This window comes from Paenibacillus sp. FSL R5-0407 (assembly GCF_038009185.1).
In the GTDB taxonomy this organism is placed as follows: domain Bacteria; phylum Bacillota; class Bacilli; order Paenibacillales; family Paenibacillaceae; genus Fontibacillus; species Fontibacillus vini.
Map to the genome: position 1 here is coordinate 3,696,862 of NZ_JBBPAX010000001.1, position 26,683 is coordinate 3,723,544.

31 protein-coding genes and 4 pseudogenes are annotated in these 26,683 nt (G+C 46.4%); 12 read left to right on the forward strand and 23 right to left on the reverse strand.

The window, feature by feature from the left end:
* Positions 1–25: 25 nt before the first annotated feature.
* The 3 genes from NYE70_RS17500 to NYE70_RS17510 form a co-directional block, all read right to left on the reverse strand.
* Positions 26–418, reverse strand: a complete 393-nt coding sequence (locus NYE70_RS17500; RefSeq protein ID WP_341047172.1) for a VOC family protein — start codon at positions 416–418, stop codon at positions 26–28.
* 145 nt (positions 419–563) lie between these two features.
* A complete protein-coding gene (locus NYE70_RS17505) occupies positions 564–1,229 on the reverse strand; it encodes a DUF4386 domain-containing protein (protein ID WP_341047175.1) in 666 nt (221 codons plus the stop codon).
* 66 nt (positions 1,230–1,295) lie between these two features.
* Entirely contained in the window at positions 1,296–3,356 is a 2,061-nt protein-coding gene (locus NYE70_RS17510; protein ID WP_341047176.1) for a LuxR C-terminal-related transcriptional regulator, read from the reverse strand.
* A 235-nt stretch (positions 3,357–3,591) separates the two neighbouring features.
* Here NYE70_RS17510 and NYE70_RS17515 point away from each other — a divergent pair, with 235 nt between their 5' ends.
* Positions 3,592–4,284 (forward strand): DUF421 domain-containing protein, encoded by a 693-nt coding sequence (locus NYE70_RS17515; RefSeq protein ID WP_341047627.1) that lies wholly within the window; start codon positions 3,592–3,594, stop codon positions 4,282–4,284.
* Positions 4,285–4,396: 112 nt separating this feature from the next.
* Here the strand turns inward: NYE70_RS17515 and NYE70_RS17520 are convergent, their stop codons facing one another.
* Positions 4,397–5,248, reverse strand: a complete 852-nt coding sequence (locus NYE70_RS17520; RefSeq protein WP_211024557.1) for an aldo/keto reductase — start codon at positions 5,246–5,248, stop codon at positions 4,397–4,399.
* Between the two features lie 151 nt (positions 5,249–5,399).
* Here NYE70_RS17520 and NYE70_RS17525 point away from each other — a divergent pair.
* Positions 5,400–5,850: pseudogene (locus NYE70_RS17525) on the forward strand (MerR family transcriptional regulator).
* A gap of 152 nt (positions 5,851–6,002) precedes the next feature.
* Here the strand turns inward: NYE70_RS17525 and NYE70_RS17530 are convergent.
* The 3 genes and pseudogenes from NYE70_RS17530 to NYE70_RS17540 form a co-directional block, all read right to left on the reverse strand.
* Complete coding sequence (locus tag NYE70_RS17530) at positions 6,003–6,326, reverse strand: AzlD domain-containing protein (RefSeq protein WP_341047177.1); 324 nt, start codon at positions 6,324–6,326, stop codon at positions 6,003–6,005.
* A complete protein-coding gene (locus NYE70_RS17535; RefSeq protein ID WP_290406467.1) occupies positions 6,317–7,051 on the reverse strand; it encodes an AzlC family ABC transporter permease in 735 nt (244 codons plus the stop codon). Before NYE70_RS17535 ends, NYE70_RS17530 begins: the two co-directional genes overlap by 10 nt.
* A 100-nt stretch (positions 7,052–7,151) precedes the next feature.
* Positions 7,152–7,880, reverse strand: a pseudogene (locus NYE70_RS17540) (AraC family transcriptional regulator); the annotation flags it as partial.
* 162 nt (positions 7,881–8,042) lie between these two features.
* Here NYE70_RS17540 and NYE70_RS17545 point away from each other — a divergent pair.
* Positions 8,043–9,100, forward strand: a pseudogene (locus NYE70_RS17545) (bifunctional transcriptional activator/DNA repair enzyme AdaA).
* A gap of 32 nt (positions 9,101–9,132) precedes the next feature.
* Here the strand turns inward: NYE70_RS17545 and NYE70_RS17550 are convergent.
* Positions 9,133–9,885, reverse strand: a pseudogene (locus NYE70_RS17550) (NADP-dependent oxidoreductase); the annotation flags it as partial.
* 57 nt (positions 9,886–9,942) lie between these two features.
* Between NYE70_RS17550 and NYE70_RS17555 the strand changes: the two are divergent.
* Together NYE70_RS17555 and NYE70_RS17560 are read left to right on the forward strand one after the other, a co-directional pair.
* Positions 9,943–10,551, forward strand: coding sequence for a CPBP family intramembrane glutamic endopeptidase (locus tag NYE70_RS17555; RefSeq protein WP_341047179.1), 609 nt, complete (start codon positions 9,943–9,945; stop codon positions 10,549–10,551).
* Entirely contained in the window at positions 10,544–11,026 is a 483-nt protein-coding gene (locus tag NYE70_RS17560) for an anthrone oxygenase family protein (RefSeq protein ID WP_213653378.1), read from the forward strand. Before NYE70_RS17555 ends, NYE70_RS17560 begins: the two co-directional genes overlap by 8 nt.
* 91 nt (positions 11,027–11,117) lie before the next feature.
* Here NYE70_RS17560 and NYE70_RS17565 read toward each other — a convergent pair whose 3' ends face one another.
* Positions 11,118–12,311, reverse strand: a complete 1,194-nt coding sequence (locus NYE70_RS17565) for an MFS transporter (protein WP_341047181.1) — start codon at positions 12,309–12,311, stop codon at positions 11,118–11,120.
* Between the two features lie 181 nt (positions 12,312–12,492).
* Here NYE70_RS17565 and NYE70_RS17570 point away from each other — a divergent pair, with 181 nt between their 5' ends.
* Entirely contained in the window at positions 12,493–13,086 is a 594-nt protein-coding gene (locus NYE70_RS17570; RefSeq protein ID WP_341047182.1) for a TetR/AcrR family transcriptional regulator, read from the forward strand.
* A gap of 44 nt (positions 13,087–13,130) precedes the next feature.
* Here the strand turns inward: NYE70_RS17570 and NYE70_RS17575 are convergent, their stop codons facing one another.
* Together NYE70_RS17575 and NYE70_RS17580 are read right to left on the reverse strand one after the other, a co-directional pair.
* The gene (locus tag NYE70_RS17575) at positions 13,131–13,709 is read right to left on the reverse strand and encodes a TMEM175 family protein (RefSeq protein WP_213653375.1); all 579 of its coding nucleotides are present in this window, start codon (positions 13,707–13,709) and stop codon (positions 13,131–13,133) included.
* Between the two features lie 191 nt (positions 13,710–13,900).
* On the reverse strand, positions 13,901–14,473 hold the full coding sequence (locus NYE70_RS17580; protein WP_211024526.1) for a Crp/Fnr family transcriptional regulator: 573 nt from the start codon (positions 14,471–14,473) through the stop codon (positions 13,901–13,903).
* Positions 14,474–14,588: 115 nt separating this feature from the next.
* On the opposite strand from NYE70_RS17580, the gene NYE70_RS17585 reads away from it, so the two are divergent.
* Positions 14,589–15,551 (forward strand): NAD(P)-dependent alcohol dehydrogenase, encoded by a 963-nt coding sequence (locus NYE70_RS17585; RefSeq protein ID WP_341047186.1) that lies wholly within the window; start codon positions 14,589–14,591, stop codon positions 15,549–15,551.
* A 73-nt stretch (positions 15,552–15,624) separates the two neighbouring features.
* On the opposite strand, the gene NYE70_RS17590 is transcribed toward NYE70_RS17585, so the two are convergent.
* The 7 genes from NYE70_RS17590 to NYE70_RS17620 all read right to left on the reverse strand — a co-directional run bounded on the left by NYE70_RS17590 (position 15,625) and on the right by NYE70_RS17620 (position 19,678).
* A complete protein-coding gene (locus NYE70_RS17590; protein ID WP_290406529.1) occupies positions 15,625–15,738 on the reverse strand; it encodes a zinc-binding dehydrogenase in 114 nt (37 codons plus the stop codon).
* Between the two features lie 33 nt (positions 15,739–15,771).
* Positions 15,772–16,482, reverse strand: coding sequence for a DUF4386 domain-containing protein (locus NYE70_RS17595; protein WP_341047188.1), 711 nt, complete (start codon positions 16,480–16,482; stop codon positions 15,772–15,774).
* 5 nt (positions 16,483–16,487) lie between these two features.
* Positions 16,488–16,715, reverse strand: a complete 228-nt coding sequence (locus NYE70_RS17600) for a helix-turn-helix transcriptional regulator (RefSeq protein ID WP_290406455.1) — start codon at positions 16,713–16,715, stop codon at positions 16,488–16,490.
* A 1-nt stretch (position 16,716) separates the two neighbouring features.
* Complete coding sequence (locus NYE70_RS17605) at positions 16,717–17,163, reverse strand: hypothetical protein (RefSeq protein WP_290406454.1); 447 nt, start codon at positions 17,161–17,163, stop codon at positions 16,717–16,719.
* A gap of 152 nt (positions 17,164–17,315) precedes the next feature.
* Complete coding sequence (locus tag NYE70_RS17610) at positions 17,316–17,747, reverse strand: rhodanese-like domain-containing protein (RefSeq protein ID WP_290406453.1); 432 nt, start codon at positions 17,745–17,747, stop codon at positions 17,316–17,318.
* Positions 17,748–17,839: 92 nt separating this feature from the next.
* Positions 17,840–18,727, reverse strand: coding sequence for a LysR family transcriptional regulator (locus tag NYE70_RS17615; protein ID WP_290406452.1), 888 nt, complete (start codon positions 18,725–18,727; stop codon positions 17,840–17,842).
* A 63-nt stretch (positions 18,728–18,790) separates the two neighbouring features.
* Entirely contained in the window at positions 18,791–19,678 is an 888-nt protein-coding gene (locus NYE70_RS17620; protein ID WP_290406451.1) for a LysR family transcriptional regulator, read from the reverse strand.
* A 143-nt stretch (positions 19,679–19,821) separates the two neighbouring features.
* Here NYE70_RS17620 and NYE70_RS17625 point away from each other — a divergent pair, with 143 nt between their 5' ends.
* From NYE70_RS17625 to NYE70_RS17640, 4 genes are all read left to right on the forward strand, one after another.
* Positions 19,822–20,841: an alpha/beta fold hydrolase gene (locus tag NYE70_RS17625; protein WP_290406450.1), complete on the forward strand. Its 1,020-nt coding sequence runs from the start codon at positions 19,822–19,824 to the stop codon at positions 20,839–20,841.
* A gap of 214 nt (positions 20,842–21,055) precedes the next feature.
* Positions 21,056–21,397 carry a PadR family transcriptional regulator gene (locus NYE70_RS17630; protein WP_213653365.1) on the forward strand — a complete coding sequence of 114 codons (342 nt, stop codon included), beginning with the start codon at positions 21,056–21,058 and terminating at the stop codon, positions 21,395–21,397.
* Positions 21,390–21,872, forward strand: coding sequence for a hypothetical protein (locus tag NYE70_RS17635; RefSeq protein ID WP_290406448.1), 483 nt, complete (start codon positions 21,390–21,392; stop codon positions 21,870–21,872). Before NYE70_RS17630 ends, NYE70_RS17635 begins: the two co-directional genes overlap by 8 nt.
* Complete coding sequence (locus NYE70_RS17640; RefSeq protein ID WP_213653363.1) at positions 21,869–22,396, forward strand: permease; 528 nt, start codon at positions 21,869–21,871, stop codon at positions 22,394–22,396. The genes NYE70_RS17635 and NYE70_RS17640 overlap by 4 nt, the downstream gene beginning before the upstream one ends.
* 145 nt (positions 22,397–22,541) lie before the next feature.
* Here NYE70_RS17640 and NYE70_RS17645 read toward each other — a convergent pair whose 3' ends face one another.
* Positions 22,542–22,778: a DUF6953 family protein gene (locus NYE70_RS17645; protein WP_114498669.1), complete on the reverse strand. Its 237-nt coding sequence runs from the start codon at positions 22,776–22,778 to the stop codon at positions 22,542–22,544.
* A gap of 163 nt (positions 22,779–22,941) precedes the next feature.
* Between NYE70_RS17645 and NYE70_RS17650 the strand changes: the two genes are divergently transcribed.
* Entirely contained in the window at positions 22,942–23,412 is a 471-nt protein-coding gene (locus NYE70_RS17650; RefSeq protein WP_213653361.1) for a pyridoxamine 5'-phosphate oxidase family protein, read from the forward strand.
* A gap of 53 nt (positions 23,413–23,465) precedes the next feature.
* On the opposite strand, the gene NYE70_RS17655 is transcribed toward NYE70_RS17650, so the two are convergent.
* The 4 genes from NYE70_RS17655 to NYE70_RS17670 form a co-directional block, all read right to left on the reverse strand.
* Positions 23,466–23,630, reverse strand: coding sequence for a hypothetical protein (locus NYE70_RS17655; protein WP_341047194.1), 165 nt, complete (start codon positions 23,628–23,630; stop codon positions 23,466–23,468).
* A gap of 83 nt (positions 23,631–23,713) precedes the next feature.
* Positions 23,714–24,331, reverse strand: coding sequence for a hypothetical protein (locus NYE70_RS17660; protein WP_341047196.1), 618 nt, complete (start codon positions 24,329–24,331; stop codon positions 23,714–23,716).
* Between the two features lie 84 nt (positions 24,332–24,415).
* Positions 24,416–25,291: a DUF4261 domain-containing protein gene (locus tag NYE70_RS17665; RefSeq protein ID WP_290406447.1), complete on the reverse strand. Its 876-nt coding sequence runs from the start codon at positions 25,289–25,291 to the stop codon at positions 24,416–24,418.
* Between the two features lie 130 nt (positions 25,292–25,421).
* Positions 25,422–26,615 carry a winged helix-turn-helix domain-containing protein gene (locus NYE70_RS17670; protein WP_341047197.1) on the reverse strand — a complete coding sequence of 398 codons (1,194 nt, stop codon included), beginning with the start codon at positions 26,613–26,615 and terminating at the stop codon, positions 25,422–25,424.
* Positions 26,616–26,683 lie beyond the last annotated feature (68 nt).

A 26,683-nucleotide genomic window follows, 5' to 3' on the forward strand; every position in this document is an offset into this window, starting at 1 on the left:
CCGATTAATAACCCGGGTTCCGGGATCACACACTTATGTACCAATAAACGCCATACTTATCTATTACTTCAGCACAACAAGAACTCCAAGGGAGAGAACCTAACTCAAAAAGAACGTTTCCGCCTTCTGCCAGCATGGAGAATGCTTTGCTTACTTCATCTTCGTTATCAAAATTAATTCCATAACTCATGGTCGGACGCGACTCTTGTAATGAGGATGCTAACATAACTTGAACAAAGGCGTCATTTTGAGATTCGCTGACAGCGAATACTTGTTGTCCGTCTCTTAGCAGCTCCGCGTGCATGTATGTTCCATCCGGAAATTTCTCGTTATATCCCAGCGTCATTCCGAAGGCTTCCTTGTAAAACTCTACAGCTTCAACCGTATTCTTAATGTATAACGTAGCTCCCAGTTTCACGGCTATTCCTCCCTGAGTCATATTATATAAGTAATATAACAACCCTTTAGGAAGGCCGCCAATGCGATAGAACACTCACGCACCCATAAAAATATGAAGCTCCGCATCCGGCCAAAATCCGAGTGAGGAGCCTTTTTGTATTGCCTTATTTGGCGGGAGCTTGCGTATGCCGATTAAACCCCTTCACTATGAGCCAAACCGGTAAGGCGATTTCGAATATCGCTCCAGGGATATAAAGAACCTCCCCAACATCCAGTCCGGCTACGGACAGAGAACTGCTTGCTAACAAACCGGTATATCCAATCAAGCCGATAATGGACAACAATCGTGGAACTAGTCTCGATCGATAGAGAATACAGCAAAATAACAAGCTTCCTAAACTCAGCACGAGCATGGCTATATCGAACAGCAAATAGTGGGCCTCCACCGCTAAATTTCCTAACGCTTGCAGGTATGCATCCCCGGAGGTTCCTGCGGATACAGACTGCTTGCTTAACGCGAGAAGGATCAGCGGACCGATTAAACTTATCATCAACAATGACGACTCCATGACACGAGAAGCGAAGTAACCGAACGCAAACACCTCATGATATTTCTTTAACGTCGGCTGCAGCAACATGGCAATCCCCACAACCGCTATGGCATTGATGAGCTCTAAGAACAGCGCTGCAAAAACTCTCATTCGATCCGAATCCACACTGACAAGCAAGTCCGTTCGATGCAAAATAGGTTCCAACATCCCGCTGCCTATCAGAAATGAGCATGTCGATAACAAAAACAATGCCCCTACCACTCTCTCCGTCCTTTTCATGCCTGATCCCCTCTCCCAGCTAATTGATTGCAGTATAGCTCAAAGAGGATGGGACCTATAGACACTTTAGTGTGGTTTTGGAGTCCTCGTTATTAAATTCAGTTCGCGGGCGCGGGCGAGCGCTTCTGTGCGTCGTTGCACATTAAGCTTTTCAAAAATCCTTCGATTATGGCCTTTGACCGTATCCAGTGCCAGAAATAGCTTGTCGGCGATCTCCCGGTTGGAGAGTCCCTGGTCGATGAGCTGCAGCACTTCCATTTCGCGCTGGCTAAGCGGCTCAATCAGGGTACCGTTCAGTCCGCCCTCAAGGACGCGGTTTATACGCTCCAGACTCATCTTAGCTTCTTCTATAGCCGGGTGAGGCAGATTACCTGCCACTCTCAGAACCTCCCGGTAACGCTCTGATGCCAGATCGGGCCGCCCCTCGGCTTCCCTGATCTGGGCGATTCCGACCATGGCCATCACCGCCATGAGTTGATGATCGATGATTCGGCAATTCGCTATAACTTCGTTATAAGCCGTACATGCTTCGGTATAATTCCCCCGCCGCTGACAAGCGACGCCTAGCATCCAAGCGGATGCCGTCCGGGCAGGCAGATTGTCCTGTCGCAAATAGGCAAGCGCTCGTCGTGATTGGGCGATGACTTGGTCTACTCCGTCTGTTTCACTCTTCACCGCATTTCGGGCAGGTGTAATCAATCCAACAAGATCAGCCGTCTTATCTTCGGGTTCCGAGACTTGCATAGCCGCTTCAGCCGCTTGTAGATTCGGTTCAGCACCATTGTAATTATCGGCTGACATCAAGGAGGCCAATGTCGCGCGAGTGGCCGCGATCCATCCGATCAGCTCCTTGTCTCCGACGTCTTGTTCAATGCCTTCCAATGCGGCCTCCGCTGCACGGAGCTTGGGTTCAACTTCCGTCGGCTTACCGGCAATCAATAGGGCGGAGCCATAATACACCCATAATTCCGGTCTTATGTCCAGTTCCTTGGCGGGCAACGACTTCAGCCAGTCGAGTGCCATTCTTGCAGCTCCTCGCAGATGCAACGGCATCCCGCCGCCTTGAAGCAGACGTGCGCTTCGCGCGATGTCCTGAGTCTTGACGGCATGGTGAAACGCCTCGATCTCAAAGCCTTGGTCTTCGTACCACATGCTCGCTCGCTGGTGCAATTCGGAGATATCACTCTCACTCATACTTTCCATCAGCCGTCTACGGAGGATATCCGCGAACAAGTGATGATAGCGATACCAGCGTCGTTCCTGATCCAAAGGAACAATAAACAAATTTCTTCGTTCGAGTTCGATTAGCATGTCTTTGCCGGAAGCCTCAGCATTAGCCATTAGGCCATCGCATAAAGATCCGCATAATCGCTCAAGGACAGAGGTTCGCAGCAAAAAATCCTGGACGGCTGAAGGCTGGCGTTGCAGAACCTCTTCTGCCAGATAATCCAGCACGAAATGGTGATTGCCGGTGAATGACTGAAGGAGCCGATCGGCATCGGAGTCCTCCTGAATAGATAGCGCGGCCAAACGCAGGCCCGCAGCCCATCCCTCGGTGCGTAATTGTAACTCGGTTATATGATCCGTGGAGAGTTGAAGATCCATGACATGGTTAAAGAAGGCTTCCGCTTCAGTGGGCGTAAATCTCAGATCTGCAGCGCGCAGCTCGGTTAGCTGATCCCGAGCTCGCAACCGTGGCAGAGAAATGGCAGGGTTCTCGCGGGACGTGATGACAAGATGCAGCTGTGTGGGAAGATGGTCCAGCAGGAAGCTTACCGCCTCATCGATCTCTCTTGAGCTCGCCGCATGATAATCATCAAGGACAAGGATAAGAGGAGATGGAATGGCTGCAAGTTCATTAAGAAGAGCTGTTAGGATCGACTCCGTCGGTGTCGGTTGGGGGGAATGAAGTACGGAAAGCACGCCTTCTCCTATATTCTCCTCTAAAGTCTGAAGAGCGGAAATCATATACGTCAAAAAGCGTGTAAGTTCGGTGTCTCCCTGTTCAAGCGAAAGCCATGCGGCCGGCCGCTTGCAACCGGCTAGCCATTCGCAGACTAACGTCGTTTTGCCATAGCCCGCCGGTGCAGAGATTAGGGTCAATTTGCGGTGCAAACCCTTGTTCAATCTTTCAGTTAAACGCTGGCGTAGTACCGTCCTCGACCGAAGCGCAGGGATATATAATTTGGTGGTGTTTATTGAGGTTGACATAGAACTATTATAGCAACTCCCATTATCCACCATCAATGAGATTATGAGTTCACTGCGCTGTCTCCAAATAGTAGGTTCCCCTTCACTTGCAAGTATAAGAAGTGGAAATGAAGGCCAATCTAAACTATCTGTTATGCAAGGAGCTCAGCACATGACGTATGGAGAAATTCTGTTTCGTACGGCAATATCCTTCGTTGCTTTACTCGTTTTGACGCGCCTGCTCGGTAAGAAACAGGTCGGACATTTAACTTTTTTCAACTATGTAACAGGGATTACCTTTGGCTCCACCACGGCCGAGATTATCGTCAACAGACACATCACGCTCCTGCAGGGAATATCCAGCCTGGTCTTATGGTCACTCTTGGCGTTCCTCATCGCATGGATCGGATTGCAGTCCGTCAAAGCTCGTGAAATTCTGGACGGCCAGCCTACAATTCTCATCAAACAAGGAATGATTCTGGAAAAGGCATTGGCAAAGCAGCATCTCAACATCGACGATTTAAGCATGTTGCTTCGGAACAAGGACGTCTTTTCACCCGAAGAAGTTGAATTTGCAATTCTGGAACCTGATGGTCAACTCAGCGTGTTGAAGAAAGAAGAACTACTGCCCTCAACAAAAAAAGATATAAAAGCAAACATTACGCCTATTCAAAGAATCCCGACTGAGCTTGTCGTTGATGGTAAAATCGTAGAAAAAAATCTTAGAAAATTGGATGTCTCCGAGGTCTGGCTCGATAGACAACTAAAGAAAGCCAAAATTGATTCTTTGGATCAAGTATTTTATGCAGAGCTCCAATTGGACGGCACGCTGTATATCGACAAATACCAGGATTCTATCCCATAAAATCTGTGATCCCATATCCATCAAAAGAGACAAATAGTTGCAATATCGCACCCTTGTAAATAGGGATAAAAAAAGGACAGGTACGCAACCTGTCCTTTCAGTCGTTCAAGGCTTACAGTTCGACTCTCCAGTTGCCCATCATCTTGGCGACTTCCGGATCACGGTACGATAAGAATAGGCTTTCCTGCGTATCGAGGGTGGAAATTTGTTCGATATCGTCCGCGCTGAGCTCAAAATCGAATATGTCGAAGTTTTCAACGATCCGTTCTTTGCGCACCGACTTTGGAATGACCACGACTCCACGCTGAACCAGCCAGCGCAACACGACCTGGGCGACGGACTTGTTGTGTCTTTCGGCGATTGAAACCAGTACTTCATTGCCGAACATGTTGCCCCGTCCTTCAGCAAACGGTGCCCATGACTGGTGCTGCACTCCTTGCTCTTTCATAAAAGCGGCGCTCTCGACCTGGTGGTAGAACGGATGCGTTTCGATCTGGTTGACGGCAGGTACGATTTCGTTATGCACAATGAGGTCCATTAGACGATCGGGTAGAAAGTTGCTGACACCGATCGCCTTGATCTTACCTTCCCGGTACAGTTCTTCCATCGCGCGCCAAGCGCCGTAGTAATCGCCGAACGGTTGATGAATCAGGTACAGATCGAGGTAGTCGAGCTGCAGCTTCTTCAGAGACTTGGCAAACGCCAGCTTGGCACTCTCGTAGTCGGCATCCTGAACCCAGAGCTTGGTCGTGATGAACAGCTCCTCACGCGGTACGCCGCTGCGCTTGATCGCGCGTCCGACCGCTTCCTCGTTTAAATAACCAGCGGCGGTGTCGATCAGGCGGTAACCAGCCATCAATGCTTCATATACGGCGTTCTCGCATTCTTCAGCGTTCGGAACTTGGTAGACACCGAAGCCGATGATCGGCATTTTCACTCCGTTGTTCAATGTTACAGTTTGCATGGTAATTCCTCCTATTGTTTAAATGTATAACTGCAAGATACTGCAAATTGGGGTTCCGCTTGCAGCCGATTTACAATACAATCAGCTTAGAACCTTCGTGTTACACGAAGTCAAGCGTCTTTAGAAATTTATTTTCCAAGGAGGATTTTACATGCATACGGTCAAAGAAGCTGCCCAGATCACGGGACTTACCGAGCACGCCGTGCGCTTTTACACGGATAAAGGCCTGGTGCCAAGCGTACAGCGCAATGAGAATAATATCCGGATGTTCGATGAAGAATCCATCAACTGGCTGCATGGCGTCAAATGCCTCAAGCAATCCGGTATGCCGATTGAAGTCATTAAAATGTACGTCGATTTATGCCTCGAAGGAGATTCAACCATTCCGCAACGCTACAAACTCATGATGGAGCATAAAGAAGCGGCTCTCGCCAAGCTCGAAGAAGCCAAACGGCACGTTGCCCACTTGGAAGAAAAAAACCGATCTATATCAGGCTATTCTTGAGCGCCGCTCTCCGGACACGACCAATCCCGGTAACTGGGGTAGAATTCAGCATATGCATAGTGACGTATTTTACTCGCCCCTTGTTCGGAAAGCGTGAGAGGTATCTTGAGCGGCCAAAGACTTTATTGAGGAGGAGGAGGAAGGTGACGACGATTGAGGTTTGTGCGGCATCCGGCCCCATCCAACAAAAAACGAAGGGGCCGGTTCTTGTCCCCCTCGTTAAATTTCTATCTACCTGCGACTATGCTGCTATAAGAAGTAGCGTAAAACCATAATCGAAACCATTCCCGCCAATACCGTTCCGAGCAAGCTTTTCGTCTTCATAGCGACGAGAACCGTAGGGATTGCTGCCAGTAGCTCAATATTGTTTAATAGAGAAAATTGTCCATCCTGCAGCAATAACTCCTGTCCAACCAATGCCGCCATGACGGATATGGGAACATAGTTCAGCCAGCGAATTCCCCATTCCGGGAGCTCCATTCGGCTCAATACCATCAGCGGCAATACCCGAGGCAAGAACGTCACCAGCGCAGACCCGATAATAATCAAAAAGACATCCCATCTTACTTCCATTTGTCTATCACCATTCCAATCGTAGAAGCGACTACCGTAGCTACAATAACCCCCACATTTCCGGGGAATATCATCGCAACGCCTACCGTAATGAACACCGCACAAATCGCCACGATAACATCAAGCTTCACCTTTTTACGGCTAACCATCGCGAGGATCAACAAACCGATAAACATAGCGGGCAGAGCAAAATCCAGCCCGAATTTTTCCGGGTCGGAAATCCATTGTCCCAAATAGGCGCCTGCAATATTGGCGACGATCCAGTTGAGGTACGCAGTCAGATTTAGACCGTGCATCCATTTTTCATGGATCTGCTTTCTTTTTGCAGCCTCATTAATCGCAACACCAAAGGTTTCATCCGTTAAAAGTGAGCCGATCAGCATATTTTTAAACATGGTAAGCTGCCGAAAATAGGGTGACAGCGCCGCACTGAGCAGAATATGCCGTAAATTCACAAAAAATATCGTGATTATAATGGCTGTTGCCGAGCTCCCCACAGCAATCATTCCGGCCGCAATAAACTGTGCGGAGCCTGCATACAGCAATACACTCAGCAGAATGATTTCCATGATGCTCATACCCGCGGTCTTCTCCAGAACACCCGCCGCAAATCCGATGCTCAAATAACCCAGCAAGGTTGGAATACAATCCTTCACTCCCTGCAGAAAGCTGCCTTTATCTTCTGTGGCTGTAAATGATTTTACTCGAACCCCTTCTTGACTCACTCTTCTCCCTCTTCTCCTGCTGTTCTATTTATATTAAAAGTGAATCGTTTCAAAATACGAAAACGTTCTAACCGGCCGATCCCAAAAGTCGGAGTACGGCTTAAACATGACGTACTTGCTTAATGATCTCAATATATTGCAGGTCGCCGTATCCAAGCGTTGGAAATACAGAAATCAGTTGTTTCACCAATTCAACCTCGGATAGATGGGCGTGGTTTTTAATATATTTCTTTACACTGTTATCTTCGGCTAACATACTTAAATGCAGCTCGATAGCTTGATACATGACTGGCAATAATTCTAGCGAAGGCTTCTGTTGATACAGTAATACATCTTCATAAACATTTAAATAACTACCTAAAGTTAGTTCCGTTTGATGTACTTTAAATTCATCATCCCGAAAGCTATTTAAAAAAACTTTACCCTTATAATTAGACTGCTCAAGATAAGCTAGTACGGTTAATAAATTCATTTGGCAAAATACATCTTCTCCAAACCATAAAACAATGTAATTATAGCTATTTTGAAATAAGGGTTTTAAAGGCTCTATGACTATTTTTTTATAGCCTTCTACTGAGCTTTGATGTCCTTCCGCACGAAGCTCAATAAATGGATCATCAAAAATGGGCTTTGAAGTTGGATGCACACACATTGCCTCATTAAATGGAACATAGTCTGACTCACCCATTATTTTATTGAAATGGAATTCATCATACATTCTTTGCCCATTAAAAATGTTTAGAACATCCGCATCAAATAACTCTGCTTTTCGATTCTGCAATTGTATTACTTCTTCTCTAAAATTCAAATTACTTCCATCCCCTTTCCTAATCATTCATTTGCTTCACTCCTGCTTACATTATAGACTGGAGGGCTTACATTTGTTTGATAGTTGTCGTGATCCCAAAAATAGATGCCTGATTTTCGGCTACGGCCATCGTCCGGGCGATATATAATAAACTCATTCTAATCTTAATATGTAGGTGGAATTATGATCCTTAACGAGGAACGCAAGGCCGAATACTATAAAGCACTTATCGAAAAAAGATCGGACTACGAAGGTGTCTTCTACGTAGGCGTCACGTCCACGGGCGTGTTTTGCCGACCTACTTGTCCGGCCAGGAAGCCAAAGTACGATAACTGCGAGTTTTACGAGACAGCCCAGCAGGCACTTCTGGCTTCCTTCCGTCCCTGTCAGCGCTGCCGGCCCTTGTCCCATCCGAATCAAGTCTCGGATATCATTCGCTTGCTCGTCGAGGCGGTTGAGGCAAACCCTGAAAAACGATGGAAGTCAAAGGATTTCCGGGCTCTATCCTCGATGAATCAACGGCCCGCCGTCAGTTTAAAAAGCGTTTTGGCATGACCTTTGTGGAATACGCTCGAGCCCGTCGAATGGGCCTGGCATTGAAGAGCATCCGATCGGGGGAGAAAATTATCGATACCCAATTAGCGTCAGGTTACGATTCCAGCAGCGGATTTCGGGATGCATTCTCCCGCATTATGGGCGCACCCCCTACGTTATTGGATGATAGTTGTATTCTTAAGGCAACATGGTTGGACACGCAACTCGGCCCTATGGTTGCTATTGCGGATGAAAAGGAGCTCTATCTCTTGGAGTTCGTAGATCGTCGAGGGTTAGAACGCGAAGTTGAAAGGCTGCGGATACGATTAAAAGCGGCTATTATCCCCGGACAGACAGCGCCAATTCAGTCTATTGAGCGAGAACTGACTCAATTCTTCGATGGATCTTTAACCGAATTCAAGACACCTCTCCATCTTATGGGATCGCCTTTTCAGAAGAGCGTGTGGGAACAGCTGCGACAAATACCACCGGGGGAAACTCGTTCTTACGCCGACATCGCACTGGCGCTTGGTAAGCCTACTGCCTATCGCGCTGTAGCGCAAGCGAACGGGGCCAATCAGCTCGCGATCGTCATTCCCTGCCACCGCGTGATCAACTCCGACGGCGGACTCGGTGGGTATGGCGGCGGAGTCGCACGCAAAGAATGGCTGCTAAATCATGAGAAAGCTAGAGGCCAATATGATTGATAGGGAAGCCGGTTATGGACGGTCTCTTCCATCTATTTTATTTTAATGACTACTTTTCCCTTGGCTCTTCCGCTTTCCAGGTAATTAAAGGCCTGCCCGGCATCTTTCAAAGGATACACCTTATCAATAATAGGCTTAATGAGTCCTCCTTCAATAAATTCCTTGATAACCTTCAATTGCTCTCCGCTTGGTTTCATAAAAAGGAAGTGATATCTGGTCTGGCTCTTCTTCTCTATGGCTGTGATCTTCCGGCTCACGATGGACAAAAGGGTTGTCTTCAGCCATCCCAGTTTCGCTTCCTTTCCAAATCTTGCGTTTGGCATGCCGGAGATGGACACAACTTGTCCGCCAGGTTTCAGGACGCGGAATGATTTTTCCAAGGCTTCTCCCCCCAAAGTATCAAAAACAGCATCATATCCGGTAAGGACTTCTTCAAAATTCTCTTTTTTATAATTTATAATTTGATCGGCCCCCAACGATTTGACCAAATCAAAGCCTTTCTCGCTTGCGGTTGTGGCAACAAAAGCACCCATCTGCTTGGCCAATTGAATGGCGAAGGTTCCAACGCCTCCCGACCCTGCGTGAATCAATATTTTTTGATCTTTTTGAAGATGCAGTATATCAACAAAAGCTTGGTAAGTCGTAAGTCCAATTAGCGGAATCGATGCCGCCTCTTCAAAGGTTAGATTCTGCGGTTTTAGACAAATATCTTCCTCATGAACAGCAATAAACTCCGCTAATGTTCCGATTCTGTTCTTGCGGGGTCTGCCGTAAACCTCATCTCCGGGCTGACATACCTGGCCCGGCGGTCCACTCCGGAAATATCAATACACCGCGCAGGGATGGAAACTGTTCTGGGCGTACTGACAGGGTCCGTATTTATCATAGGGTCCGCTTTAATTATTATGGCTCTGGGAGGGTACTCCTTTCAGTGGGCAAGTTCTGCGGATACGAGCTCTATTCTAATATTCTCCATTACACCAGCTTTATCAGCAGCTATTGTCGAGGAGCTTATCTTTCGTGGACTTATGCTTCAAGCCATTGATAAAATAGGAGGAAAAACGCTCGCCCTTGCTGTGACCTCCCTATTCTTTGGAGTTGCCCATCTCGGAAATACAGGGGCAACATTATGGAGCGCGTTCGCCATTGTCCTGGAAGCAGGTGTTCTGCTCGGAGCCGCTTTCTTGTGGCGGAGGAACTTGTGGTTTGCCATGGGACTGCATTTTGCTTGGAATGCCGTCGAAGGCTTACTTGGTATCCCTGTTTCCGGACACCCTTCTGCCGGTCTATTTACGGTTAAGGTTCACGGTCCCGCACTTCTCACAGGGGGCGACTTTGGACTCGAGGGATCTATTATTCCGATTGTAATCAGTCTTCTGATCTCCATTCCTATGCTAATTGGGACTGCAAGAAATCGAAGGGCTGAAAAGGAGATGAATGTTCATGGATAATTGGATTATCATCCTCACCTATGTCACAGCGCTCGGCTCGGGGTTGATCGCTGGCATTTTCTTTGCTTTCTCAACCTTCGTGATGGTCGCGCTTGCCCGGCTCCCGGCGGCGCAAGGAATTGCCGCAATGCAGTCCATCAACACGACCATCCTGCAGACGTTTTTCAGTTTCGTTTTCATGGGGACGGCGCTTACCTCTCTCGTCCTGGCCGGCGTATCGCTTTATCGGTTCGATACGCCTGGCGCAATATACCTGCTGATCGGCAGCCTGCTCTATTTCGTCGGCGCGTTTCTCGCCACGATCGTCTTTAACGTGCCCCTTAACAATGCGCTCGCCGCCGTCAATCCCGACAGCGCAAAAGGTGCGGAAGTCTGGCAGCACTATCTATCTCGCTGGGTAGCTTGGAATCATGTGCGGACGATCGCTTCCCTGGCTTCTCTGGCTGCATTTATTCTTGGATTGCGCCGTTTCTAGGATCTTATAACACTAATAAAGGAAACATCCCCCGCTTACAATTATGGTGTTCGAACCAGTTTAGGTCTTACCAGTGCTAAGTGAAATAGATTTACTTCTTCTCAGTCGCAAAATAAAGGAGAGCTGCGATCGGGAAAGCCATTCCAATCCATAACACGGCACTCCATCCTCCTGTAGCATAGGTCCATCCCCCAATTGCAGATCCGATAGCACCGCCAAAAAAGAAGATAGCCATAAATAGCCCATTCAACCGACTGCGAATTTCCGGACTCAGCGAGAAGAGCGCACGTTGTCCAAGCACAAGATTGGCGGATACGCCGGCGTCCAATAAAATAGCTGAAACGACGAGAATCACAATTCCGGTAATTGAACCCGTACGGAACATAAGAGGCAGCAACATCGAACCGGCGACCGTGGCGAGTGCGATCCACGTTGCCGGTTTAGTCCAGCCGCGGTCGGCCAGCCGCCCGGCTATAGGCGCGGCTATTGCACCGGCGACTCCAACAAGCGCAAACAACGCGATGTTTATTTGCGAAAAGTGAAAGACCGGGCCAGATAACAGTAACGGAACTGTTGTCCAAAATAAGCTGAAAGTCGCAAACACAAATGCATGATAAGCAGCCCGGCGGCGTAAAATCGGGGTTGTGCACAGCAAGTGCCACATCGAACCAAGCAGAGCGGTATAGCGTGTGTCCGTCATGGGCTTTCTTGCAGGCAGCACCTTTGACAGTACGATTGCCAAAATGATTATCGCTGCGGCAGACAACGCGAATACGGCATGCCAGCCCAGGAAGTCGGCCACCAGACTCGACAACGGACGCGAGAGCATAATGCCAAGCAACAAACCACTCATGACATTGCCGACAACGCGACCGCGTGAAGCATCGGATGCAAGATATGACGCAAAAGGCACAAGTACTTGCGCGGCGACTGACCCTATCCCGATAACAAACGAAGCCGCCAGGAATGGCGCAGCTTGTTTTGACATTGCCGTGATTGCAAGAGCCACACCTGTCAGAAGTAAAGATGTCACAACCAACCTCCGATTATCAACGATATCTCCCAAAGGTACGATAAATAACAAGCCGACTACATAACCGATCTGTGTTAATGTAACGATCAAGCCGGAACTGTTTGCGGACAACCCGATGGAAGAGCTGATGATCCCAACCAAGGGCTGCGCATAGTAAAGATTTGCTACAATGATGCCGCATGCGGCAGCCAGAAGCAGAGTTAACCATTTTGAAATGTTGTTTTCGACCGTTTGCTTTTTTAAAGTAGGCATTTAAGCAGCTCCTTTTCCATTTTAAATACTGTACGTACAGTTTAGTAATTTTATAATTGAATAATATACTGAACGTATAGTTTTGTAAATAGGCGGCCACAATTTATTTTTTGATGTCCAATTGATATACTGAACGTATAGTTTGTTTTTCGTGATCAGATAGGTATGACGAAAGAGGTTGATGATGACGATGAATGGAAAAAGAGGCCGGCCGCGTAATCTAGAAGCTCAAAAGTCTATTCTTTCCGCTTCTTACGAGTTATTGCTGGAAAATGGCTTTCAAGCCGTCACAGTGGATAAAATTGCCGATCGTGCCCAAGTTAGTAAAGCCACAATATATAAATGGTGGCCTAACAAGGCTTCCGTGGTGATGGATGGTTTCCTGAATGCCGCCACGGACAGATTACCCGTGCCTGATACAGGCACAACATTTAATGATATTGTAATTCACGCCACGAATTTAACCGGGTTTTTAACAAGCCGGGAGGGGGCTATCATTAAGGAGTTATTAGGTGAGGGACAGTTCGATTCGGGATTGGCGGAGGCCTATCGCGATCGGTTTTTCCGTCCGCGCCGTCTTGAGGCAAGAGGTCTATTGGAAAAAGGGGTTCAACGCGGGGAACTGAAAAACAATCTCGACATTGGCACATGCATTGATCTCATTTACGGGCCGATCTTCTATCGTTTGCTTGTAACAGGTGAATCCTTGGACGACCCCTACGTGGAGAGTTTAGTTAGAAGCGCATTTGAAGGAATTGCGCACTCAACGGGCTAAAGCCCATAAATAAAGAGAACAGCCTGCAGGCTGTTCTCTTCGCTTTAGCGGCCTTTCAGAATATGCTCGATCCGTTTATCAGGCATGAACCAGATTAGGGCAACGAGTACAAAAAAGAAGCCGGATATCCAAGGAGTCACATATGCGGTCAAAGCTGCAGCTAAATAGAGTATAGGGGATAACTTCCCCTTCCAGTCTTTCCCCATTGCCAAAAAGAAGGAGGAATCGCTGGAATGCTGATTAACAATCGCCCGCTGAAGCAGCCAGTACGACAATGCTGCGAGTAGCAGTATAAAACCGTACAACGCAGTAGGAGTGGCTGCAAAATGGCTTTCTCCCATCCACGCTGTCGTAAACGGGATAAGGGATAACCAGAATAGAAGCAGCAAATTGAGCCACATCAACGGTCCGTTCATCGTTCGAACCATGTGCAGCAGATGATGATGATTGTTCCAGTAGATGCCGATATATACGAAACTAAAAATGTAGCTAAGGATCTTTGGGCCGAGCTCGATCAGCGCAGACCAGTCGTAGCCTTCCGGCACTTTAAATTCCAGTACCATGATCGTAATGATAATCGCCAGTACCCCGTCGCTGAATGCCTCCATCCGATTCGCCTTCATGGGTGTATCACCCTCTCTCGCTTATGTCTTTAGTATCTTTGCGACACTAGTAACTTTGCATAAAGTCCTTCATCTCGTCAAGCAAAGCTTTCTTACTCCCTCAGCTCCCATCAACACTCGGCTATTGACTTAAGTCAATGCAAGGAACCCTCCCCCTGCTTACAATTATGGTGTTAGAACTAGTTAAGATCTTACTGGATTCTCTTCTTAATTCGGCTTAACGACTCTGGAGTAATGCCGAGATAACTGGCCAGTTGATGTTGGGGTACCCGGTCAATAAGAGAGTGGCGTTTCATTAATAGTGTCTTGACGCGTTCTTCTGGAGAGGAAGCGATAAATGCAGCGAATTCCTCTTGGACTTGGCTAAAATTCTCCTCTATCATCCTGCGGGTCATTGTTTCCAATTGAGGGTGTTTGGTGTACATGTCCTTCTCTTTATCCAGAGCGCCAACGACCATAACCGAATCTTCTACGCACACGAAAGTGTAATCGGAAGATTTATCTGATTTATGTTGATTGAAAATCGCGATAGCTTGCTCTTCGGTATAAAAATTAGACGTAACCTCTCTGCCATCCTCATCGATCGAATACTGCCTTACACAGCCTTTCAAAATGAAATAGCATGCTGTCGGACTATCTCCTTGGTTAAAGAGAACGGTTCCCTTTGTGAACTCTTCTACACGGATTTCATTCACTATGGCTTGCTGATCTTCCTTGCTAAGAGAAGTCCATCTCGACATGTATTTGTACAGAATATCTTTCATTGTCTCTTGCCTTCAACTCCTTCTCAGCTTCTACCTGCTCTATCTATTTTCTTACGTTAAGAAGCCTCTTGTAAATGTCCATTGCAGTCAAATTACCGTTAGGAGGGGGAAACCCATGAGAGCCATGGTTCAAATTTCGTATGGTCCACCGGAAGTGATTGTTCTGCAAGAAATCCCGAAACCGTCCCCAGGAAGCAAAGAGTTGCTCATACGTGTTCATGCTGCCAAAGTAGGGCCGTCGGACTGTGCCTTTCGCAAGGGCAATCCGTTTATGATTAAACTGCTATATGGGCTATCCAGACCAAAGTTTGCAATCGGAGGAACTGAATTAGCTGGTGTAATCGAAGCGGTCGGCGAGGAAGTACAGCATTTTAAGCCAGGGGATCGCATCTTGGGAATGAGCGTCAAAAGCTTCGGTGCTTTCGCCGAATATAAGTGTCTTTCCGAAGAGAGCCCCCTTACGGTTATACCGGACAATATTACCTTTGAAGAAGCCGTCGGCGTCTGTGACGGTGGCGCCACGGCATTAACGTTTCTTAGAGATAAGGCAAAACTGCGGGAGGGCCAGAAAGTGCTGATTAATGGAGCCTCCGGGGCCGTCGGTATTTACGCTGTACAATTGGCAAAATCCTATGGCGCTGAAGTAACCGGTGTTTGCTCTGGTGCTAATGAGAGTCTGGTAAGAAATGCAGGGGCGGACTTCGTTATTGATTATACCCAGAAGGATTTTACGAGATCAGACAAAGCTTATGATGTCGTGTTTGATGCCGTAGGCAAACGCCCTTTCCCGGAATGCAGGCGTGTGCTTACGTCCAAGGGACTGTATCTGACCACAGCACCCAAATTGTCTACCCTAATGCAAATGATGTGGACATCTCTGTTTAAGGGTAAACGGGCTATCCTGGCCACAGCCGGGCTTATGCAAAATAAAGCAAACTTAACGTATCTCATGGAACTCACCAACAATGGAACATTGAATGCCGTGATCGATCGTCGATATCCATTGGAGCATCTGCCAGACGCCCACAAATATGTAGAGACCGAACGTAAAAAGGGTAACGTGATCATTGACTTTTAAAGCCACCGTTACCCTCTTGTTTAGAAGCTTGCCGTTATTTGTGGTCTGGTTCAGCATGCTGTCACTAACGGCACTAACGGCAGGCTTCTCTTACAGTTACGACGACATTCCCCTTCTTATGTTTCTGTTCGACATAACGATGGGCATCGGGAATTTGTTCCAACGGGTAACGACCCGTATTTGGCATATACAATTGCTTTCATATTCCCCTCCTTGTTCGCTATATTCCACTTAAGTGTTTGCTTGAATGAACTGCAGATTCATTAAATCCTTTCAGGATGAGCCACACCGCAAGGATCATTTCATTGGCGAATATCGGAAGCGCCAAGATCCCTCCCCATACAGAGACTTGATCAATGACCCCGAACATTTCTAGCAAGGAAGCAAGAAGGATCAATACTGACCCTGTCAAACCCAATATGGGGATGAACTTGGGTACAAGCTTTGACTTATAAAAGATATAACTATACATCATCGTATTCATTCCCAGAAAGAAATTAGGCCCGAGCAAAAATGTCCAATCATGCACTGCTTTTAGCAATGTACCCGAAACCTGATAAGAAGCGATATCCGGGGCCCCCGCTGCTACATAGGCCTGGCCTAAGGTAAGCAGGGACAATACACTGATGACCCCAATCGTAATAACAACAGCCTCCATAAACCGGAAGCAAACATGCCACATCGCAATCGTTCCATTATATTTTTTCAAGAACGGGAACATCAGGGTTGCCGTGCCGACCGCTGAAACGACGAGAATCAACTCCATAATCGCCCCCAGGGCGACCTGATCGGCATGTGCGGAGCCTTGAACCAGGTAGTCTGGATCGTTCAGAATCGGTTCATATAAAATAACACCTAATATAGCTGTTATGGCAGCAACAATAAACAGAACACCTGTGATTCTTGACGCTGTCTTCGTTGAGAAATCCATTTTCCTCACTTCTCCTCTGTGTTTTCTCCATAAAAGAATACCTCTTCAAGCGGTAATTCAAAGGCGTGAGCAATTCGAAAAGCCAACTCCAGTGACGGGGAATAGTTTCCTTTTTCAAGCGCCACGATCGTTTGTCTGGTTACACCTGCCTTGTCGGCCAGCTGCTGCTGGGTCATTTCATTATGATTGAACCGTAATTTTCTGATGTGATTGCCAACAAGAACTTTACCCATGTTAGACTCCTCTCCTGTAGTGATACAGTCTCGATATTGAACCTGTTATGTCTGAAAGAAATCCGGAGACGATTAAAATGATGAACATTACCTTCAAGGGCTGGTCAATAACCAAAGAGCCCATAGCCAGAAGGAAGCCAATGATAAACATTGCAAATGCATTTCGGAACGCCAACAAGTCGATGCGCTGATCCAGTTCATCCGCGAATGCGGGTTCCTTCTCCCCCGTCGTTATTCGGAAGACGATGTTAAAAATAATGCTGATCACGATATGCGGTGCGATGGAAACCAAGGTCAGCACAAGAACGAAGGATCCCCAGTAATGGAAGGTTACCTTCGAATCCAGCGCTTCCTGAGGATATGCCGGGTACTTGTACAGACAATACACGATAAAAATGAGTATGGTACTGATTAGCGTTACGATGCTCTTCTTTTCTTGATAAGTCATGCACGACACCACCTTTAACAAAGTTAAATAAACTAAACATAATGTATACTAAACTTTACACAGTGTCAATTGTATTATACAAAAAAATAGCCGATCCCTATCTGAGTAGATAGTTCTCGGCTACTGCGATTTTTTTGTACTTTCTCATCTCTTTACCCAATCATGCATGCCGAATTTCCCAATGTGCCTTCTACATCGTTGCCTTCCTTTCGCCAGTACTCCATGCCTCCGAGCATCTCCTTCACTTGGAAGCCCAGAGCGGATAGGCGTGCCGCGCCTTTGGTACCTCCATTGCAAGCCGGTCCCCAGCAATAGACAACAATGAGTTTCTCTTTGGAGAAAGCAGCGGTCGTCTCCGCGCTGATCTGGTTAGAAGGGAGATTAATCGCGCCTGGTACATGGCATTCTCCGTAGGCATGGGCACTGCGAACATCGATGAGCAGGAAGTCGGCGGTACCGTTCTTCATGTCGTGGCATACGTCCGAAACATCCGTTTCCAAGGACAGCTTGTTTACAAAATAGCGATGTGTATGCTCGGGAGAAGCGGCTGGCGTTTCGAGAACTAGAGAGTGAATGTTTGTCATTTGAATTACCTCCAATAGTGATGTCATTGTCTTGACATCACTATAGCACGGCTTCTTCTATTGGAGTTATCGATACAATTCAATGGATACTATCAATAATTTTGATGATTTATGCCGCCGAGGAGCTCAATAAATCCGACGAACGCATTCGACTTCCATTTTTTCTTCGGATAGATCAGTTGCGTATAAAATTGGCATGCCGGATCGACGAAAGGAATACCGATCACTTGACCATTCCTTATCTCTGCCGCTACCGCGATCCGTGGTAACAGAGCGATTCCCAAACCATTAATTACGCACTGCTTAATAGCCTCCAAATTCCCGAATTCGTAGGCGAGACGATAACTAATCCGGTTTCCCTTTAACATCCGAAGAAGCATCGCTCTATACGTGCAGCCGTCTTCCGTCAGGATCAAGGACTCACTCTCGAGCTCCCCAATGCGAATTTCAGTTTGCCCCGCCAGCTTATGGTCCGGAGAGACGATAATGTCCAAAGGTTCTTCCCTCAGAACGTGGATATCGAATTCCTCGTCCGCGAACGGCAGATCTAGAATAATGCCGAAGTCCAGTTCCCCTTCTTTGACCGCTTGAATGATCTCAGATTCGTTCCCCGGCTGAATCATGACATTGACGTCCGGAAAATCCCTCCGATACGCACCAAGATAGGGTGGAAGGTAAAAAGCCGCCAAAGTCTCGACTGTTCCGATGGAAAGCGTTCCTTTAGATTGCCGGGATACGGCTTCTTTCGACTCTTCGTGTATTCTATGAATCTCATTAGCGTATTGCAAAAGTGTCTCTCCAGCCAGCGTCAGCTTCATGTTCCGTCCAAAGCGCTCCATGAGAACCACGCCATAAGACTCTTCAAGTCTCTGAATCTGCGTCGTGACACTGGATTGAGCATATCCTAGGGCCTCCGCGGCGCGAGTATAGCTCCCCAGTTTCGCCACTTCGCGAAACGTCTTTAAGTAAGTAAGTTCCACAGGCTCCTCCTTTCAAATCCTCTGTAGCGGCTAATCACAACAATTCTACTTATGTCAGGCGGGCTATTGCTTTAGCACATCCCTAGCTGCTTCTATGAAAGATAACATGATCGGTGAAAGCCACTTGTCTTTATGCCACAACATCTGTGTATACACGTGCAGGTCTGGAATTTGCCAAGGAAGGGCAACAAGTTCTCCTCGTTCAACTTCGGTTGCTGTTACAATGTCAGGAAGAAAGGCAATACCGATCCCCGAAATTGCGCATTGTTTAATGGCTTCGGCACTTTGAAATTCTAAATACGTAATGCTGTCAATGCCCTCTTTTTCAAATGACCGGTCAAACATGGTCCGATAGGGACACCCCTTTTCATTCGTCAGGAACACTTCTCCGTGAAAATCTTCCAACTGCAGCACAGTTCGTTTTGCGAGCGGGTGGTCTGGAGCAGCGAACAAGCGGAAAGTTTCTTCCAACAACGGTTCCACGGTCAGACCGTTTGAGCGAATGGGTTCATCCAACATATAAACGATATCCGAAGTTCCCTCAAAAAGTGTTTGCTTGAGTTCTTGATTGGGAACGGAGCGGAAGATCAGACGAACGCCCGGATGCTGCAAACGAAACCGCTGAAAGACAGCCGGAAGCCGATAGGCGCAAATCACCTCATTGGCACTTATCGTTAGGGTGCCGCTTAGATTTTCATTGTTATGAACGTCGCTGCGAGCTTCGTCCAATTTATCAAGAACGCCTTGGATATGAGTTAAATAGCGCTTACCCGCGGTTGTAAGAACGAGCTGCTTTCCCAGGCGATCAAAGAGACGAACACCGAGCTCAGCCTCCAATGCTTTAATTTGCATCGTGACGTTGGAAGGGACGTAATTCAGCACTTCCGCAGCCCGAGTGAAATTTAATGTTGCTGCAACCGTGCGAAATGTATTCAGTTGGCGCAACTCCATCTTACTCCCTCCCTTTTAATTCAATATTATTGAATGCTATCTTTAATTTCATTCACTTTTATTGAAAGTACCACGGATCTATACTAAGTACAAGAAATCATCCGATGAACGTGTGGTTTCATTTGGAAGGGAGTGATCCTGCGATGGATTATGAAATTTTTGATCTGGGGGACGTAGCCTTACAATCAGGAGTGACGTTGCCCGGCGCTTTTCTTGCTTATAAGACGTATGGAAGTTTAAATGATAAAAAAGACAATGTCATCGTCTATCCAACTGCTTTTGGCGATCAGCACTTTCAAAATGAATGGTTGATTGGCAGCGGGATGGCACTGGATCCTGAAAAGTATTTCATCATTGTTCCCAATCTGTTGGGTAACGGATTATCTTCGTCTCCCAGCAATACACCACCGCCATTCGACCGGGCCCATTTTCCGCAGGTTACCATTTATGACAACGTAAGATTCCAGCATCAGCTGGTGACCGAAAAATTCGGCATCCAAAAAATTGCTCTGGTCGTTGGATGGTCTATGGGAGGTATTCAGGCATATCAATGGGGAGCAAGCTATCCGGAAATGGTGGAACGCATTGCACCTTTCGCGGGAATAGCCAAGCCTTGGCCTCATACATTCGTGGTTCTGGACAGTTTGAAAGCTTCGCTGATGTCTGCAGTTGGCTTCGATCTAAGCAGGCTAGACCAGCTGACTTCTGAAAACATGCGGGCCGTTGGCCGCGTATATGCGGGATGGGGATTGTCGCATGCGTTTTACCGAGAGGAGCTTTATCGTGAGATGGGATTTGACTCCTTGGAGGATTTTGTTACTGGCGTGTGGGAAGCTAGCTTTATGAAGATGGATCCGCACAATGTCCTGGCCATGTTATGGACAGGCCAACATGCAGATATTAGCGCTAACCCCTCCTATAACGGTGATTTCCATGAGGCGCTTAAAAGCATCAGCGCTCTTGCCTGTATCATGCCCGGGAGCACGGATCTCTTCTGCACAGCGGATGATAATCAATACGAAGCTAACCTAATACCTAATGCTATCCTTAAGCCCATCCCGTCGATCTGGGGTCACTTTGCAGGTCGCGGCATCAATCGTGCCGATAATCAATTTATTGATGATAACCTAAAACACTTGTTGGCACTTAGCACAAACGGGTAGATCTTCATTTACTTTTTTGATAACGACTCCTTCTATCTGCCATCAAATGAGCAATTAATAGTTCCTATTCCCCATCTTCATGATCCTCTATATCCAGCTGCAATATAAAATATTGACACTAAACTGTTATCGACAGTATAGTGTTATTGACACTAAACTGTTAATGACAGTTTCCACAAATCACTTTCGTTAAATTTAGGGGGGGGTATTTTTTATGAAACATACAGGGAGACATACAGGTGCATTTCTTTTGCTGTTTTTAACAGAGGGAGATAACTATGGGGGGAAACTTCTACAGAAATGTGAGGAAGAGCTTCCCGTCAACCCTATTGATAGTGCCATATTATATCGGACACTAAAAAAATTAGAGGAAGAAGGCGCTGTTGAATCCTATTTGAATACAACTACTCAAGACAAACCGATAAGGATGTATAAAATCACTACAGTTGGAAAGGACAGACTGGAGGATTTTCAAGTAGATATTGAAGAAAAAATGAGAAATTTAGCATTTTTTCAAGAGAAATATACGAAGTGGAAGGTTCAAAACAATGATTAGTGGCATCGTTCTCTATAGTATAGCCATTATATATTTGGGAATTTCCTTCATAAAAGACAAACACAAAACAAAAACGGCATTATTAAAATCATGGAAAATGTTTCTCAATGTTATACCAGATTTATTAGCAATCATGTTATTTATCGGGCTGGCATTATCTTTATTGACACCGTCATTCATTTCTTCAATTATTGGTGAAAATTCTGGTTTTCTAGGTATCATCTATTCTACAATTATTGGCTCAATTGCTTTAGTTCCAAGCTTTATAGTCTTTCCTCTCGGGCATACTTTAGTTCAAAATGGAGCCGCCCTTCCACAAGTAGCCGTATTAATGTCGACTATGATGTCTGTAGGACTTGTGACGTTAGCTATGGAGCAAAAAACTTTTGGAAAAAGCTTTGCTTATGCTCGAAATATTTCTTCCATATTAATGTCTCTTCTATTTGCATTGATAATTTGGGTGGTGTTGACATGATAAAGCTAAAAAGATATCGTCTTTTTTTCATTTTATTATTAGGATTACTTTTTATTGCATTTATGAATCAAGCTATCGCTATAAAAACAGTTCAGCTAACTGGTGAAAGTATCTTAGACATGTTGCTTCTTCTTCCTCCTATCTTCATATTAGTCGGGTTATTGGATCAATGGGTAAAGAAAGAAACACTTATTCGATATATGGGCGAAAAATCAGGTATATATGGTGTCATATTCACCTTAATATTAGCAACAGTAGCAGCAGGTCCCCTTTATATAGCTTTTCCAATTGCAGTTCTGTTATTGAAAAAGGGGGCTAGCGTCCGCTATATAGTATTTTTCTTAGGGGCTTGGTCAACAGTGAAATTACCAGTTTTAGTGTATGAATTCACATCATTTGGTCTTAAATTTACATTTATTCATATTTGTTTTGGCCTCGTATTTTATTATTTAACAGGAATTCTTTTCGAAAAAATATATAGTAAACAAAAGTTGCTAAAGTATGATACAACCGTTGAAGTATAGACTTTAATAAGACCACAAAAGGGCGAACGGACCACTCACGTGGCCGACCTTTCGCCTCCTCTGTTTTGTCTCTCTGTCGTGATTTTAGACTTTGTGATACCCGTATCAGTAGCTCATCGGCGCTAATTAATCGGCACAATACCCCTCAAGTCCAAGCCCAAAAGAATCCGTCGCGATCCCAAGCAATTCTGCCGCCGTGGAGTTTGCGGAAGGCCTTCTTCACCTCTTTAGACAACGATGTATTTCCATTCTCATTCACGAATACGAATTGTTCACCGAAATGGGTCTTCACATATTCAATCGCATCGGTCTGGTATAGCGTTCCCGTAGACCTGATTTCCTTAACCATCCATTCAGCCACTTCCTGTGCGGTTACTTCCATAGGATGATGCTCCTTTCTACTCACTTATTATCCCATTATCGGGATTCTTCATTAACCCACCATAGCCTTCTTGCAGTTTATCGTATTATTTTTCACATGCTATAAGATTTTACAATGATATGTTTAATCATGTATACCTTATTACACTTTGGGAGGTAATAAAGTGAGCAAGTACGACGAAGCCATGAAGCTGCTGGACGATCAAGTGGGCAACAAGGACGGCCTGATCACTCTGTCAACCATCGCGCTTGAACCGGGGGCCGATGGCAAAAGCCGTCCCGCCGCCCGCATTGTGGATGCCTATTATGAAGACGGCGCGTTCTACACTGTCACCTACGCGACTTCCAACAAGATGCAGCAGATCGCCCAAAACCCAGAAGTCGCCGTTTGTATTATCGTCGAAAACTTTACGGCCGATGGAATCGGTGAAAACCTGGGCTGGGTGTGTGACGAGAAAAACGCGGAGATGATGACAAAGCTGCGCAAAATATTTGCCGAGTGGTATTACGAAGCCAATAACGACGAAGACCCAAACACATGTCTGCTACGCATTCGCCTGACAAAGGGCCTGTGGAATGACGCCCACAAAGGGATCAGAAATGAGATTGATTTTGTCAATAAGACGGCAAGTTAAGTGGACATCTGATAACAGACCATGTTAGCCCAAAGGGAGTGTCCGTACACTCCCTATTTTTCATCCTCCCATGGTTTTGTATCTTCCCGTTTAAAACTTATCTCATTGCTATACCTAAGCGTTCTTTTAATTATATCTTCATGCTTTTTCAACACTTCAGGAATCTCATATTTTATCAAATTAGGTTCCTCCATCCTTATTATCAAAGCCGTTCTCACCGAACCGCCGCCCGGTTCAGAAAAAGAGAGCAGCACGAGTGTCTGCCGCTCCCGTGCTGCTCTCTTCGGTTTGTACGACAAGATTAGTGATTGGACTGTGACGCAAAAAAACGCTCCATCATTACTTTCGTCTCGTGTGGACTTCTCAACTGTACTGCCTTTCCGTCATCATCAAAAGTAAAATGCCCCTTGAATGCTTCCGGCATATCCTCATACTGTTTCTCAACTTGTTGAAGTGCTTTTTCAAAACAGGGATATCCGTAGGTTTTAATTAAGAAAGGCAGTCCGAAAGCAGATCTTAAAAACTCATATTCTTGGTAGTTATAAGGGGTATTCTCCGGCCTTTTGATCAAGATCTTAAGGAAATGATCAATGACCTTGTTGATCTCTTCCTCTGAGGCATAATGTGCCAGCCCACGAATCGCGAGGAGTCTCATGTCCAAGTATCGTTCCTTTTTATAGGCGTTTCGAAAAAACGATTCCAGCTCCAATTCCTTGCAGTGGATGAGACCATACAGAATTTTATTTCGCAGCGCGATATTTTTCAATTTAAAATACAGTTGCTCTATCCATTTTGATTCATCCGTTGTTAGTGACTCATAGTCTACATTACTTATTGCGGAGATAAACTTAGGATCATTTTCCCGAAGGGAGGCCGTCGTTAAGTACTTCATCGATTCCTTGTGAAGCTGTAAAGGCATAACATTATGACTCCTTTGCAGAGTTTTATCATCCAAAATACGAAGTCATTAAAGTACGGTAAACCTACCGCGTGCTCCCAATTTTTATTCTCGTCCTCCTGCCGCATATTCGACCGGACAGACGTCCATCACTTCTCTCGAAGGCTGGATCAGCGCCATTTCAAATCTGCAAGGCCATTGCACGTCCGGCGCCATTTCCCCGTCCAGCAAGCCGGCGATCGTCTCGCCGTCGCTCACCGGCACCTCCGCTTCAAACAAGTAGGCTGCGACATTGAAGGCATGCTGCGACACTTCGTTCGGATCCAAGGTATGAAAATGGTACTGGACATCCGGAAGGCCAAGCGCAAAGAGGCCAAGCGAATCGATCAAGCTGTCTTCGGTCCCATGAATCGTAAAATACCGGATATTCATGCCGAACTGTAAGAACCTCGCGGCACCTTCGAATGGGTTATCCGTAATTTCGTCTGGGTACAGCAATTTCCCGCTGGATGGAATCCAGATCGCTTTGCAGGTCGGGAACAGGCTTACGGCAGCCTCCAGCCAATCCGCCAATAAAGAACTGCGCGATTTATAGTCCAGCCCCGCCGCCATGAAATCGCTGATCAGCAGCTTATAGTGACATTCCTGCAGAACGTCCTCCGCATCCGGCATCGTCCAAAATTGAGTGCGCTCCAAGTCGGTAATTGTCTCCTGTTTAAACGGAGTAACGTCTGCCATCATGACCTGAGCCGGCAGTTCCCCCTCCTGGTAGGCTACTTTATAAGCCTCTACGGCAAACGACGACAATACGTCGTCTGGCGACACGGTATCCGTTTTCCCGCATCGGGATTCTAACGCGTTCCGGACAACTTCCGCATTTGGACGCTCCACCTTATCCTCAAATAGCAGATACATTTGAAACAACCGCTGAAACTCACTTTTTTCATCTAAATTTTGCTGAAGTACGCGTTCGCTCTCCATTTCTCCCTACCACTCCGTTCGTATGTCGTTCCCTCTACTATAGAGATAGCCGCACGATTCACGCAAGTCTGGAAAGGAAATTGATTCCAAAGTCTGATCTTAACCACTCTCTATACAAATGCAGGATATATCAGTTCATAGACTCCGTCAAAATCGTCTCACACCCGTTAAATGAAGCAAACTTTTGGAGACAACGGTTCAAGGCTGTTCGCAATTGCGTTGTTTGCTTTACACCGTTCTCGTACCAGATGTTTTTAACCACGAGCGTTCCGGACTTTCGCTCCGCGATGATCTCGGCTCGTCCAATGAAGCTCTCTCCATATAAAAGAGGCAGCACATAATAGCCGAATTTCCGTTTGATTGCAGGCGTGTAAATCTCCCAGGTGTAATCGAAGCCAAACAAATCGTTGATCAGCTTTCTGTCCCACATCAAATTGTCCAGCGGAGCAATCAGCTCGCAGCGAAATTTCGGCTCCGGGTTTTGCAGGACGGCTTCAATAAGCGGCAAGTCCTCGACGCGGCAGTACAGCATATCCTTCATATGTTCCACGGCAACAGCAACAATGCGGGCTTCGTCTAATAGCTGGCGAAAAACCTCGTTGCGCTGTGCTGCTTTCAACCCCCAAATATTCAGCAATGCATCTGACGCACGATTCCATAAAAGGCCGACAGCGCCGATCCGGCGCAATACCCGCCATTTATGATGCTCCAGCTCATCCTCCAGCGGCTCTGATGCATTCAGCAGATCTGCATGTATGTAATTCTTGGCCAAATCGTAGTATTTACGTGTTCCTTTTTTATGATGGACAATCAACTCACCCGTCGAATACATCTGTTCCAGCACGGATCGCGATGAATTGTTTCCAGCGCTCCAATGGATGGCAGATTGCCAAGAGAAATCTCCATCCAATTTCAAATCATCCGAACTTAGTACACCTTGATTTTGGATATGAGCCCGCACTTGCGCTGTCAGCGCTTCCATTTCCGGATAGCGTTCGGCATGTTGCCTCGCAGCCTGTCTGTAACGCTCAAAATACGGCCAGTCCTCGACGGGGATAATGGCCAGATTTTTATCGGGATAATCGACAAGTTTTCTATCCTCATACAGCAATTCGGCGAGCAATCCCTTGGTAAATCCCTTGATTCGCGACTGCAGCACCAATTCGGCATTTTTTCCGCAAACATCGATGGGATCGTATTGAATACAGCCGACCTGCCGGGCAAAATCCAATACGCCTTGCTTCCCACTAAATTTATACTCACCCAATAGTCCATGCTTCAACAACAGAAATTGCCGTGCCTGGCGGTTTGTTAATTGGATCATGTTTGCAAGGCTCCTCTTTCGTTCACTTTTCTTTTATCATACAAATTATTTACTCAAAAGAAAAGAAA